Genomic DNA, 12,935 nt, shown 5'->3' with positions numbered 1-12,935 from the left:
GTTATTCCTCGCGCCAATAGGTTTTGTTGAGTTGTACATCGTTTGGCAGAGGTATGCCACCGGCATCACCATCTTTGAAACACTCGGTACCAATACACAATACAGGTGTTGTGGCGCCATCATCGTTGCCTACAAGAACCAACACTGGAGAAGATGGAATGCCGCCATGTTTAAGATCAATGTTGCGGTCATTACCAATCAGGCCTACCCCCGTACCTGCGCCAACGGCCCAGAGACGGCCAGAGCCAATATTGACCCCGCATTGATTCGGTGTACCGCTGGTCAGGTAAGTGGTGAAAAATACCGTTCCAGAGAAAATAAACGGCGTTGAGAGGACTTTTTCGCCCTGACCGCTCAGCCGAATATAGAAACCGTTAGGTGCATTGCTTGTCCTGTCGGCCACTTCATTGGTGGCATCAAGCAAGTCGTCGTCTTCAACAGTGGTGTACTCAATATTCCCATCATTGTCGGTAGGTGGGCCAAACACACTGTCGACAAAGAGGGTGTAAAAACGATCATTGATGTCTTCCTCTTTGGGTGATGCCCTGTAACCTGAACCTGCACTGACAATAAAGTAGGAGCTTTCACCTGGCGGTGATACCGCCGCTACGCCTGGGGCATGATAAAAACGGCGCAGTTCACTTCCGCTGGTGCCCTGAAGATTGGCGATCATCCCACCTGTCGCAAAGTCAGCAACACTGGTGGTTTCCTCATTGAAGTCCACGCGCCAGAAGTGACCCATAATGTCTACCGCTAAGAGTACGTCCACATTACCGTCACCCGTCATATCACCGAGAACCAAGTCGGATGGGATACTGTTTTGCAGTGGCAATGACAGGTCGTCACCACTGTTGCCTGCAGACCAAATCAGATCTCCGGTCTCGGCATCAACCATGTAGATAGTACTGCCCACATCACCGCTTGTAGGGCCAGTGGCCGTATCATGAACATTGTCATAGCCACCGCCAAAGAAGAGCACCGTTTTCTTCTGGCAGTTATCGCCATTGCTGTCGCAGTTCCAGTTGACGTTGGCCAGTTGAGGGGCAGACCAGGATTGTCCGAGATTGGAGAATTGCCCGGAGCCTCCTTCAATGCGCCACAGCAGTTTAGGGTTGTAGCGATCGGTTACGTCCATAGCGTAGTAATTGTTACCGCCACGTCGCATGCCGAAGTAGAGATAGACCTTGTCCCCATCAGCCGGCTCGATATTGAAGTCAGCATCATTGCTTTCTTTGCGCCACACACTGATGGGGCCATCCAGACCATAGACTTTTTCTTCAGTAGCAAAGTCTTCATAAAGGGTATCTATATTTGGCAGCAGCTCTTGCGGCATAAAACGGAAGATTTCGTTGCCGTTATCTGTGTCGATGGCATGAAGCATTCCCATATTGGTCATGGAAAATACCACGTCATCTGGAGCTGTGCTGGTGCCGCCGTAGGTAACCACCACGGGACGTGTATGAAGTGGGTCGGCTACGAAGTTGTGGGTGTTGTCTTCCGGATCAACATCGTCGACATCAACACCAAGAGCCCACTGGATCAGCTTTTCGCGCTCAGCATCTGCCGTGCCATCGGGTAGCCCCAGTAACTCATTGGTCAGTTTGGTGTTACTTGTGCTGAATATATGATCAGAAGTGTTTAGCACCGCGCCGGTAGGTGCCGATTCGGATGTATAGGTGTACATGGTGCTTATAGTTTGCAGTTGTTCACTGAAACCGCCGGATTCAACCTTGTCGCCATCTATTGCTTCAGACCACCAGCTTTGTGCGCCGCTTTGGAAGAAACCGGTGTTTTCGTCCACGGCATTAATGCCATTAACGTCGACAACCTCACCATCTGCCGTAATCTGATAGCGCTTGATGTTACCCGGCCAGCGGGTGCGTGATTTCGGTTTAAAGATGGCGTAATACAGCTCATTTTTATGTTGCAAGTTGTTGTAGGCATTCACCGTTACGGCCGGAGCGGTAAAGGTAGTGTTGGTATCCAAAATGTCGGCAATAATTTCGGTAAACGCAGCCTTCAGCTCTGTGGAGTTACCTGCGGTGTAGTATTTGCCGCCACCTTTAGCCGCCGTTTGTTGCAGCAGGTCCATATCAATGGCAAAACCAATGGTGTAGGTGGAAATGGTCTGATCACCATCAAAGCCATCGTACTGGTCTTCGTTGAACAGGTATTCGGAAAGTTCATCTAGGCAAGTGTTATTGGAACTGGTTGTGTTGTCGCTGTGAGAACAGGATTTTCCGGTCTTGCCACGAATAATACTATCTGTACCCCCGTCTCTGACAGGTTGACCGTCGGTCAAAAGGACAATGTGATTTTTCTGGCATGAGTTTACGATGGGTGTTTTGTACTTACTGCCATCAAAAGCGTCGCCGTCTGCGGGGGTAACATTGCCGTAAATCGGGCTGTTTCCCTGATAATAGAGGGCAGCTTCCCACAAGCTTTCGGCCAACGGTGTATAGCCGTTGGCTGTCAGTGCGGTGATTTTACTGTTGATTGTGTTTTTGGCTGTGGTGGAGGTGATGTCGGTAAATTCCTGAATAACGTAGCCGCCATCGTCACTACCGTCACCGTTTTCGCTGGTATTATCAAACCGCATCAAACCAAAATTCAGACCTTCAAAATTGTTCACCAGATCAATGGCTTCATCTTTCATAATGTCAATTTTGGAACGCGACACTGCCGTAGTGTTTTGCAGGTAATCGTGATAATTCGCGGATACATAGTAGTAGCTGTTGATGCCGCTCCAGTTGAAGGCGCTGGAAGAAGACGTGGTGTAGGGACTGCCATTTGTGTAGTTGCGGGTATAGACAGCGGTGCTGTCGTCGTCTATTCCGTGCTTGCCCTGATCTTCCCGACAATCCACGATGGATGTGGATTTGAAGCTGCTGCAGCTACTGCAAATGCTTCTCCAGCGATCGCTGCGGTTGGACCGGATTTGCCAGTAGCCGGCGCGGCCATACCAGGTGGGGTCGCCATCATTAGAGGCTACACGATCCGCAATCTGAGAGGTCATGGCACTGCAACTGTTTTGCGATGCACTGATTGATCTGATGTAAGTGGTTAGACTGGAATTGTATACGTAGACACGGGAAGGGTCCGACGAGCCATAACTGAAGGTTGGGTCGTAATCTTCACGGATGGTAATAGTGCCGCCCATGGAACCGGATGTATCAAAAATAAACAGTACATTGGGTTGATAGTCGGCAGCGCCTTCTTCTTCAATTTCAACAAAGATATCGGTGTCGTCACTATATACAGGGGCCGACAGAAGTGAAGCAGTAAAAGCGGTCGCCATCAGAGTGAGAAGCGAGGGGAATTTGATTTTCATGGCAGTAACCTCTGTTATTCTTGATACAGATTGAGGTGATCAACAGTCAGCTCTTCCGGGTCATAGCTTATGTCGCCTTGACCGAGTTTCGGACTGTCGCCGGTGTAAACTTCTTTGACACCATTGATGCTAAAGCTCAGTGGTTTGGAGTAACCAAGGGAAACGGGTTTGCATTTATCGCAGTCCGACTCGCGGGCAATAATAGTCCCTGCGCCTGTTTCCGGGTTGTGGAGTATTTCCAGAGATGCACCTTCAAGAGTGACATTCTTAATCTCGACAATAACAACCGCCTGAGTGCTTAGGCTGGTGATTATTGCTGCAAAAAACAGTGCAAATGTGATCGGTGTTTTCATTGTCGTATCCTCTGGTTTTATCAAGGCACTTGGTCGCTGTTGCCGGCGTCCATTTTGGGGCCAATATATTCAATTCCCTGAACTTGACTGGATTGGGTTCCCGTATTGGTTAAAGAAGCGTCGCTATCAAGAGAAAAGTAGTAAGTATCAAAGCCTTGCAGGTCCATCGCTTTGCTGGCTTTTTTGGCGACCACACCACCAGCATTTCCGTCATAGTTCATAACGACATCCTGCTGAAACGGATTATCAGGCGAGGTCATGGCCAGTTCTTCGCCGGAGTAGATGTAGGCTTCAGCGCTTTGAATAATAGCCGACAGAAAGTTTTGATTTACATTGGCATACTGGGCATTACTTTCACTTAATGCCACATTAAAAGCCTGCATTTTAAATTGGCTGTTGCGCACCATGTTGCTTTGCAGAGAAACATCCTCAATGGAGCTGATGCCAATAATGGTAAGCAATAACAGTAATACTAGGCTGACAAGCAGAGTTGCCCCCTTTTGTTCTTTGGCCGATATCGGATGATTGAGTCGGGTGAATGAATTTCTCATGTTAAATTCCCGTGCCGATGTTGTTGTTCAGAGTGATCGTGGTTGTATAAATCTGGCGCACATGATCATCGGTAATGGCTTGTTGTGGTGCGTCCAGCAGTACGTAGTTTCGAGTCATTTCTTCACCGGAACCATTTTCAGCACCGGAACTAACCAAGAGAGCCACGCGCACAGCCTTTACCAGACCCCAGTCTGCCACTTGGGAGGCATTAACGTATTGATTTACACCGGTATCGGTAGCGTCTGGTGATGCCGGGTCAGGATTGTCAATTCCGTAGAGCACTTGCATGTTGTCAATGCCATCAATCAAGGGTTGTTCAGCAGCATTCCACGCATTATTGGTAATATTGAAACCGCGACAGGTCAGACTATTGATGCCGGTTGCCGCATCATTGGTGATGTAATAAACATTGGCGATAATGTCTTCATTGTTAACGCCTGCACCAGTGCAATCGGTATCGGTCCCATCGTCGGGAGGAGGGTTTAGCCACACTGCAAGGCGATCACTGTCCGTGCCAGCGCCATTGTCGGTGCAAGGCGCAAACTCTTCGCAGGTAGTTCGGTAAAATGATCGAATAAAGTCGGCCTTGCCACCTTGATACCCTCCCATGCGGATACTTTGTGCAAGAAACTCAAGAGAAAAGCGTCCATTTTCCTGAATCCGACTCATGTCGTCAGCTAGAACATAAGTTTGACGACTGCCTAAGAAGACTTGCATGACTCCCAACAAAATAACCAGACTGAGAACCATGGCGATCATTAATTCGATCAGGGAGAAGCCAGATTGTTGACCAGTTCGTGTCGTATCTATTGCGTAAAACTGTTTCATAAGGTTGTGCTCTTAACTGTGTCTGGACTCATTGTTAGTTATGGGCGAATGGTCATGGTGATGTTTTGTTCATCGTCTTCATTGTATGTAGCACTGCTGGAAGCGGCATCCTGAACGGCTTTAGCTACCCAATTAATGGAAATGGTGAAATTAGAGGTGGCATCGCAAGGGGCGGCATCGCAGGTGATGCTGTAATCTGTAATGTTAATGTTGTCATTACTGCTGGCTACGACGCCAGGGCCCGCATTGGCGCCACAGATGACTTGCCACACATCAAAGCGTGCCATTTCATTACCTGTGCATTCGTTACCGGCATTGCACTGGGTTACGGCACCACCCGTGCAGAGTGCGGCGACAGTGCCTGCACCGGTATAACCATTGGCGAGACCTGCAGTATTAACTCGCATTCTTGATGCCAGCTCATCGATCATCCACAGTCCTTGAGAACGCTTGGAGGTGTCCATTCCTTCTTTGATAGATGTGGCCTGCAGTGATGCCAACCCAAGAAGGCCGACACTAACAATCAATACGGTCACCAGTACTTCAATCAATGTCATACCAGATTGTATAAGTTGCTTATTCATGTTCCTTGCTCTCGGAATGGTCAATTAAGGTGTGCAGGACGCAATGTCGGTGGAAACACTGGCTCGGCCCACCCGCGAAATATTAATGGCCCGGCCAAAGGCAGGACCGCGCTCATCGCAGATGGCCATGGTGACGGTGTTTCCGGCTTCGTTAAGCATGCCGTTGCCTTGAAAGCTGATGAATGCGTTGCCATCGGTACGGACTGTGACAGCATCGGAAATAGCGCCGCTGATATCCTTTATCAGTGTGTCTGCACCAGTAAACGCCGTGTTACCACCGGCATCATTGTCTGTATATATGGATATACCATCTTCCCAGTCAGCCCCGCCGGCAGAGGCAATGGTCACTGTTTGATTGCGATGGGTGGCCTCGCTGCGAGCGAGATTGATCGCAGATAACATGGTGCGCTGGGTGGACTGGATACGCTGGTTGTCAATCATGGTATTAAAGCCGGGCAATGCCACCGTCACTAAAATAGCCAGGACTACCACAGTGACCATCAATTCAATCAGGGTAAAACCGCGCTGCTTCATAAAAATCCATTATTTTGTACAAATTGGGGATTCTTATGTTTCTACAGGGGCGGTGAAAATGCCACTGGCACAGGACTAATGGCAGGGACTGAGGATAAGTGGCTAAATTGTCGCCATTAGTGTGAAACGGGTCACGTTTTGTCGGTATTTGACCGCTAGCAGCGCAGTGGTCGCCCACTGGCATTTTCTCGGACACCATCGCCGTTGCGGTCGAAAGCGATCTGGGTTCTGCCGGTCACGGTAATGGATATACCTCGCGCTTTTTTGAGGTCGTTGTCCTTGTCGCAGTAGGTAAAAGTACCATTCTGGTAGTTGGTGGAGCCGGTGGGCAAGAACTGCAAGTACCTTTTGTTGCCAAAAGAGCGCCAGTGGAGGTTGCCTTCATCAAACAGGTCGTTGACGGTTAAATGGATTGTTTCGTTGTCGTCACGGCGACCGTCTAGGTTTTGGTCGGTAAATATCAGAATGCCCTGACCCCAGTCGCCGCCACAAGTGCTGAAGTCGGCAGTTTTGCATAGGGTGGTTGGTTGTTTCTGGCTGACCGCCCTGTGGCGGGTCTGCTGCAGGATAGTGTATAGCCGGTTTATAACCTGCTCGTTTCTCTGCTCCTCGATTTGTTCGGTGAACGAAGGCAGGCCAATGCTCAACAGAATTGCGGCAACAGCCAGAGTGATGACCATTTCCAGCAGGCTATAGCCCAAGGTGTTTTTCCGGGGTGGTGGGGTGAGCAATGTATTTCTCCTGAGAATCAGCAGAACTACATTGCCTACTTAAAGCTCCGAGTATTACCCCCGGCAGGTATGAATCTCGCGAATGGCTAGTCGTCCAACCCCAGCTTTTTCAAGCGGTAGCGGAATGAGCGGAAGGTAATGCCCAGCTTTTTGGCCGCGGCAGTGCGATTCCAGCGGGTTTTTTCCAAGGTGCTGGTAATGACCTCTTTTTCGATTTCTTCCAGATACTCATCCAGAGACTCGAAACTGTCATCCATCGTTTGACTGCTGGTTTTGATTTCAGGTGAGTCGCTGGTTGTGCTTGTTGGCGATGAAGCATTGGGTAGCTGGATATCCTCAATGCAGATCAGATCGTCTTCGCAGAGAGTGAAGGCTCTTTCCAGAATGTTTTCCAATTCCCGAACATTGCCGGGAAAGCTGTACTGTTGGAGTGTATTAAGCGCATCCTTGCTGAGCTTGGGCGGTTGAAAGCCTACCTCAGTCGCAAACTTTTCCAGAAACGTGTTGGCGAGCAGCGGAATGTCTTCAGTGCGATCGCGCAGGGGCGGCAGCTGAATCTGGATCACATTGATGCGGTAGAACAGGTCATTGCGGAAGCGTTCCCGGCTAACCTCATCGGCCAAATTCTTGTGGGTGGCACTCAGGATGCGCACATCAATGGCTATTTCCTGTTCTGCCCCGACCGGGCGGATGGCCTTTTCCTGCAGGGCGCGTAGTAGTTTTACCTGCATGTCCAGAGACAGGGCGGCTACTTCATCGAGGAACAGGGTGCCGCCATTGGCTGCCTGAAACAGACCCTGCTTATCGGAATTGGCACCCGTAAAGCTGCCTTTTTTGTGGCCGAAAAACTCACTCTCAACCAATTCTTTTGGGATTGCGCCACAGTTCACCGGAATAAACGGGGCTTCGGAGCGCCCCCCCTGATAATGGATGGCTCGGGCGACCAGTTCTTTACCGGTTCCTGATTCGCCGCTGATATAAACCGGCGCCTGGCTGCGAGCTACCTTGGCGATTTGTTTGTGCAGTCGCAGGATGGTGTCGCTGTTACCCAGAATCCGTGACCCTTTAATTACCGGGTCGGCATCGGCTTCACTCAATTTTAATGCGGTATTGATCAGGCTTCTGAGTTGTTCAAGCTCAACCGGCTTGGAGATAAAGTCGAAGGCGCCGGCTTTCATGGCTTCAATGGCGGTGTCCATATTGCCGTGGGCGGTGAATACTGCAACCGGCAGTTCGGGCTGATTTTTCTGAATCCAGCGGACAATATCGATGCCGTCGCCATCGGGAAGTTTCAAATCGGTGAGGCAGACCTGATACTTGCCCTGCTGCAGTTGCAGCATGGCTTCGGCAACGTTGCCCGCGCTGTCACAGCTGATGCCCATCCGCAGCAGGGTAATTTCCAGCAGTTCAGGGATATCGGGCTCATCGTCGATGATCAGAGCGTGTGGCTGTGAATTGGTCATGCGGCCTCAGTAAATTCGGTTGGGGTGGGCAAAGGACAATCGGAAGCAGCTTAAACCCGAGCTTGGCTTGTATTCAAGGTTGGCGTGGTTGGCTTCGCTCAGGGCTTTTGAGAGATAAAGTCCCAATCCGGATCCGGTGGCCTCGGTGGTAAAGAAGGGCTCAAATACAGTCGCCTGTTTATCTCCGGGTACTCCCTCGCCGTCATCGATAACTTCCAGATAGGGCAGTGAGGTGTGTGAGTCAATGCCAGTGCGAATCAATAGTCGGTATTCACCGGTGGTTTTGTGCCCATGGCGCAGCCCGTTGTCGCACAGATTGTTGAGGATCTGGCTTAGCTGGCTGGTGTCGAAGCGCGCCTGAATATTGCCATCGAGCAATTGCAGATCGATCTGGGCTTTAAATTCACAACCGTTTTGATAATCCGTCAGAAAGTTGGGCAGCCATTCATTGAGGATGATTATCTCGGGTTGCGCAGGGGTGCCCCTGGATATTTGCATCACATTTTCGATGATCTGATTAACCCGTTTGGAATGTGTGTCGATGATCTCGGTCAGGCGACGATCCGCCGGCTCCAGTGACTCGGATTCCGACAGCAGTTGGCCAGCATGGCTGATGGCCCCCAGCGGGTTGCGGATCTCATGGGCAATGCTCGCCGTCAGTCTGCCCAGTGATGCCTGCTTCAGTTGCTGTGCCTGTTGAGTCAATGCCCGGTTATCTTCCATGAAAATAACGGTTTGGGCATTGCTGTTGGGGTCCAGTCTGGAAAAACTCAGACGAATGTCCTTGTTGAAATCCTCGCTGCTGGGGCGGTACTTGGGATTGGCCAGCCAGCGGGTGTGCTGATAGGCCAGAGGCGGTATCTCTTCAAGGTTCTTTTGCCCCTGATTGTGCCAGTTGAGGAATTTCTGTGCCGACTGGTTGATTACTTCGATGTTGCCCTCCGGGCCGCAGACCACTACGCCGGTTTGCATGCGCTCGACAATCAGTTGCGCAATTTTCTCCAGATGGCGGGCGTGCTTGGTCTGAACTTCGGTTTCGGCGGCACTCTGGCGCAAACGCTGATTCAGGTAATTGAAGGAGAGAGCGGTGGCAAACAAAATGACGCCGAGAGAGCCTGCCGAGAACAGCGTGCGGGTGTCACTGGCGCCAGCGTTAATATTGTAGAGAGTCTCGGCAATCTCAGACTTGCTAATGAGGCCACCACCACACTCAGCTGAGGCGGCAACAGAATGCCCCCGGTCGCGACACAAACCAGTAGCAGAAACACCAACCCATTACCCATGCCGCCACTGGCGTGAACCGCCAGAATGATTGCGCCGATATCAAACAGCAGCATGGCAAAAATGCGGTCGGTGCGGGATTTAAAGCGACCCAGCCAGAGTGCCACCAGAATGAATAAATTGATGATGGTGTAGACAATGGCGGTTTTGACGAATATATCCGGGTCGTTCTGGCCAAAAGTGTAGGGGGCCACACCGGAGTAGAAGGCCAGTAGCAGAATGCAGCCAAGCAGGGTGCGGTAATAGGCGTAAATCCTCAGCAGTGCCTGATTGATATCAACTTTAGGGTCGGACATCTTGTCTTTGCTTAATCCTGTCGATTGTTCGAAAATAGCGGCCTTTAATTTGGCCTGTGCAGTTATTGTTGTTGTGCAGGACCAAGTATGACGTAACTTACGCGAGTCCCATAGATGCCAACTCTAAAAATTGTTATGGCTCAGGTGAATCCTCTGGTGGGGGATATTCAGGGCAATACCGAACTGGTTATTGAAACTGTGCGCCAGGCCGAAGCTGAACACAATGCCGATATTGTTGTTTTTCCCGAGCTGACCCTGACCGGCTATCCGCCGGAGGATCTGTTGTTGCGAGACAGTCTGGAGTTGCGAATTAATCGTGCTCTGGAGGCGATTCAGGGTGCCTCGATTCAAGCGGCTGTCGTGTTGGGGTACCCTCGCCGGGTCGCTGGCAGGGTTTTTAATATGGCCGGTGTTATTGATGGTGGTGAGCTGACGGCGGAATACGCCAAACAATATTTGCCTAATTATCGGGTGTTTGATGAGAAACGCTATTTCGTACCCGGCGACAGTGTCTGTGTGGTAAGGGTTCGCGGCATTAAGGCGGCCCTGACCATTTGTGAAGACATCTGGCAGTACGAGCCTATGCGTCAGGCGAATGAAGCGGGTGCCCAGATCATGCTCAATCTCAACGCCTCCCCCTTTCATCTGGGCAAACTGGAGGAGCGCCGAGAGCTGCTGCATGAGCGTGCACGAGAAGGCAAGATGCCGATTATTTACGTCAATCAGGTTGGTGGTCAGGATGAGCTGATCTTTGATGGTGCCTCTATGGTGGCCGACGCTGAAGGCGCTCTGAAAGTTCAGGCGGCCAGTTATAAGACCGGACTGGTGCCGGTAGAAATTGCCGTTGATGGTGGTCAGTGCTCGGTGGTGACCGAACAGGTTGAACCGCAGCCGGAAGATCTGGCCAGTGTCTATCAGGCTCTGGTTCTCGGGGTGCGTGATTACGTCAATAAAAATGGTTTCAAGGGCGTAGTGTTGGGCTTGTCCGGGGGCATTGATTCCGCTTTGACTCTGGCCATTGCCGTGGATGCGCTTGGGCCGGAAAGGGTGGAGGCGGTGATGATGCCGTTTCGCTACACCTCAGACCTCAGTAAGAACGATGCCGCCGATGAGGCTCAGCGTCTTGGCGTGCGTTATCAGTCCATCAGCATTGAGCCCATTTTTGAATCCTTTATGGCGGCATTGGCAGATGAATTTGCCGGGACTGCGCGCGATACCACCGAAGAAAACCTGCAGGCCCGTTGTCGCGGTGTGCTGCTGATGGCGATTTCCAATAAGAAAGGCTATTTGGTTCTGACGACCGGCAACAAGAGTGAAATGGCCGTGGGTTATTCGACCCTCTACGGTGATATGGCCGGTGGTTTTGATGTGCTCAAGGATGTGCCCAAGGTGATGGTGTTTGAGTTGTCGCGCTATCGTAATACTCTGGGCGAGGTGATCCCGGTCAGTGTGATCGAGCGTCCACCCTCTGCCGAGTTGGCGCCAGATCAGAAAGATGAAGACAGTTTGCCCCCTTACGATATCCTCGATCAGATTCTGGAACTCTATGTTGAGCGCGATTTCAGTGCTCAGGCCATTGTCGATGAGGGCTTTGATGAGGAGCAGGTGCGCAAAGTGCTGCGCTTGGTGGATGTCAACGAGTACAAGCGTCGTCAGGCACCAGTGGGGCCGCGTATCACTCAGCGGGGCTTTGGCCGTGATCGTCGCTACCCGATTACCAATGGTTGGAAGTTGGGCGATTAGTGGTGTCAGGGTGCCAATAAAAAAGGCCGCTTTAGCGGCCTTTTTTATTACTTAACGTTTTTGTTTTGCTTTTCCGGGTTGAGCTTGTCAAATGTCAGCCAGTCAAAGCCGTCGCGCATCCATTCTTCGAAGCTGCGGTCTTTCTTGACCTCCTCCACTTCAATTACTTCACCGGTTTGCGGATCCTTGCGATAGCGGGCGTATTCCGGATTGTAGATGTCACGGCTGTCGAAGCCTCTCGGATTTTCTTTGTTGAATAAGCCAAAGGTCAGCTTTTGCAGCCAGGTCTCTTTATCCTGACGGGTGCTGTACTTAAAGTCGAACTCGCCATCCTTAAGAGCTGGGTGGGTTGGGTAGTTTTGCTTCAGCGTCAGTAGAGCATTGTCACCCAGATCGTGCAGATTCAACTCGTGATAACTCTGCACCATTACGGCAAGGCCATCGGGAACAGCGGGGGTCTGCTGGAAATTCTCCACCACATAGCGACCGCGATTGGCGGCGGCGACATAGGCGCCACGCTTGAGATAATAGTTGGCAACGTGGATTTCATAGCGAGCCAGCAGGTTGCGCAGATAAATCATGCGCTTGCGGGCATCCGGCGTGTAGGCGCTATTAGGGTAGCGTGACAGCAATTGGGCAAAGTGCACAAACGACTGACGGGCAGAGCCGGGGTCGCGCATGGTTAAATCGGTTGGTACAAAGCGCTCAAATACACCGGTGCCTTCAGTAAAGGTGGTCAGGCCCTTCATATAATAGGCGTAGTCCACATTGTGATGCTGGGGGTGAAGGCGGATAAAGCGGTCGGCGGCTGCCAGGGATGCTTCCGGCTCGTAATTGCGGTAGTAGGCGTAGATCAGTTCCAGTTGAGCCTGTTCTGCGTAGGTGCCAAATGGGAAGTATTCTTCCAGGCCTTGCAGTCTGCTAACGGCCTCGGGCCAGTTGCTGGATTTGAGCGCGCGTTGAGCGGATTCGTAATAGGCTTTTTCGGTATCCAGGCGAACTTCTTCGGTTTCCTGGCTTGAGCAGGCAATCAAAAATGCACTGGCAATAATCAGTAGCAGGCGGATGGTCATAAAAGGTTTAACTCAATCTTTTTGTCTTTATATGGCTGGCCTTGTGGGTGAGGCTGACTCGGGCCCGATAGGCTGCAGGGCCTGTATTTAAACACACTGAAAAGCACCGTGTCACAGGTTTTCCGTGCGGAGTAGGGTTTGGCCCTGTAGACTTCGCGATGAAACC

General features: G+C 51.1%; 12 protein-coding genes. 1 reads left to right on the top strand and 11 read right to left on the bottom strand.

The genetic code is table 11. The annotated features are described in order from the left end of the window. Position 1: 1 nt before the first annotated feature. From ACPXV9_RS12890 to ACPXV9_RS12845, 10 genes are all read right to left on the bottom strand, one after another. Positions 2–3,331, bottom strand: coding sequence for a pilus assembly protein (locus tag ACPXV9_RS12890; RefSeq protein ID WP_423897773.1), 3,330 nt, complete (start codon positions 3,329–3,331; stop codon positions 2–4). 14 nt (positions 3,332–3,345) lie between these two features. Continuing rightward, positions 3,346–3,684: a hypothetical protein gene (locus ACPXV9_RS12885; RefSeq protein WP_423897770.1), complete on the bottom strand. Its 339-nt coding sequence runs from the start codon at positions 3,682–3,684 to the stop codon at positions 3,346–3,348. A gap of 20 nt (positions 3,685–3,704) precedes the next feature. After that, the gene (locus ACPXV9_RS12880) at positions 3,705–4,235 is read right to left on the bottom strand and encodes a hypothetical protein (protein WP_423897768.1); all 531 of its coding nucleotides are present in this window, start codon (positions 4,233–4,235) and stop codon (positions 3,705–3,707) included. Position 4,236: 1 nt separating this feature from the next. After that, entirely contained in the window at positions 4,237–5,064 is an 828-nt protein-coding gene (locus ACPXV9_RS12875; protein WP_423897765.1) for a PilW family protein, read from the bottom strand. A gap of 38 nt (positions 5,065–5,102) precedes the next feature. Continuing rightward, the gene (gene pilV / locus ACPXV9_RS12870) at positions 5,103–5,648 is read right to left on the bottom strand and encodes a type IV pilus modification protein PilV (protein ID WP_423897762.1); all 546 of its coding nucleotides are present in this window, start codon (positions 5,646–5,648) and stop codon (positions 5,103–5,105) included. Between the two features lie 24 nt (positions 5,649–5,672). Then, positions 5,673–6,182, bottom strand: a complete 510-nt coding sequence (locus ACPXV9_RS12865; protein ID WP_423897759.1) for a GspH/FimT family pseudopilin — start codon at positions 6,180–6,182, stop codon at positions 5,673–5,675. Between the two features lie 155 nt (positions 6,183–6,337). Continuing rightward, positions 6,338–6,913 carry a GspH/FimT family pseudopilin gene (locus ACPXV9_RS12860; protein WP_423897757.1) on the bottom strand — a complete coding sequence of 192 codons (576 nt, stop codon included), beginning with the start codon at positions 6,911–6,913 and terminating at the stop codon, positions 6,338–6,340. A gap of 86 nt (positions 6,914–6,999) precedes the next feature. After that, entirely contained in the window at positions 7,000–8,376 is a 1,377-nt protein-coding gene (locus tag ACPXV9_RS12855) for a sigma-54-dependent transcriptional regulator (protein ID WP_423897755.1), read from the bottom strand. A gap of 6 nt (positions 8,377–8,382) precedes the next feature. Continuing rightward, positions 8,383–9,474 (bottom strand): sensor histidine kinase, encoded by a 1,092-nt coding sequence (locus ACPXV9_RS12850; RefSeq protein ID WP_423897753.1) that lies wholly within the window; start codon positions 9,472–9,474, stop codon positions 8,383–8,385. After that, positions 9,441–9,953, bottom strand: a complete 513-nt coding sequence (locus ACPXV9_RS12845; protein WP_423897751.1) for a hypothetical protein — start codon at positions 9,951–9,953, stop codon at positions 9,441–9,443. Before ACPXV9_RS12845 ends, ACPXV9_RS12850 begins: the two co-directional genes overlap by 34 nt. A gap of 114 nt (positions 9,954–10,067) precedes the next feature. Here ACPXV9_RS12845 and ACPXV9_RS12840 point away from each other — a divergent pair, with 114 nt between their 5' ends. Further along, positions 10,068–11,696 carry an NAD+ synthase gene (locus tag ACPXV9_RS12840; RefSeq protein WP_423897749.1) on the top strand — a complete coding sequence of 543 codons (1,629 nt, stop codon included), beginning with the start codon at positions 10,068–10,070 and terminating at the stop codon, positions 11,694–11,696. Positions 11,697–11,743: 47 nt separating this feature from the next. Here the strand turns inward: ACPXV9_RS12840 and ACPXV9_RS12835 are convergent, their stop codons facing one another. Next, positions 11,744–12,769 (bottom strand): outer membrane protein assembly factor BamD, encoded by a 1,026-nt coding sequence (locus ACPXV9_RS12835; RefSeq protein WP_423897746.1) that lies wholly within the window; start codon positions 12,767–12,769, stop codon positions 11,744–11,746. Positions 12,770–12,935 lie beyond the last annotated feature (166 nt).

The sequence above is a fragment of the Candidatus Pelagadaptatus aseana genome (assembly GCF_040362265.1).
GTDB lineage: Bacteria > Pseudomonadota > Gammaproteobacteria > Pseudomonadales > Cellvibrionaceae > Pelagadaptatus > Pelagadaptatus aseana.
Note: the sequence above shows the minus strand (reverse complement) of the source record. Positions and strands in the feature narration are given on the sequence as shown.